The 482-nt window shown below is 65.6% G+C and carries 1 pseudogene; it reads left to right on the forward strand.

Features of this window, described 5'->3' with window-relative positions:
- Positions 1-482 (forward strand): annotated as a pseudogene (locus AACY52_RS30520) (alanine--glyoxylate aminotransferase family protein); the annotation flags it as partial.

Here is a 482-nt window from a genome sequence, read left to right on the forward strand (position 1 = left end):
CGCCGCGACGATATCGACGATGGGGACGGCCTCCGGATAGGGTCCAACTATTTCGATCTGGCGATGGTGATGGACTATTGGTCGGAGAAGCGCCTCAACCACCATACCGAGGCGACCACCATGCTCTACGGCTCGCGGGAATGCGCCCGGATCATGCTTCAGGAAGGCGTCGAGGCTCGCTACGCGCGTCACCGCGCGTCCGGCGCCGCCATGACCGCCGGCCTGCGCGCGATGGGTCTTACCGTGTTCGGCGACGATCGCTATCGCATGACCAACGTCACCGCCGCCTTCATCCCCAACGGGGTGGACGCGGAAACGGTCCGGCGCCGAATGCGCGAGGATTTCGAGATCGAGATCGGCACCGCGTTCGGTCCGCTTGCCGGCAAGGTCTGGCGGTTCGGCGCGATGGGCTACAACGCGATGAAGCACAAGGTTCTGCTGACGCTCGCCGCGCTGGAGGCGGTGTTGCGTGCCGAAGGCGT

Origin of the sequence: Pseudomonas sp. EA_65y_Pfl1_P113 (assembly GCF_963970525.1) — a bacterium.
Lineage (GTDB): Bacteria > Pseudomonadota > Gammaproteobacteria > Pseudomonadales > Pseudomonadaceae > Aquipseudomonas > Aquipseudomonas tritici.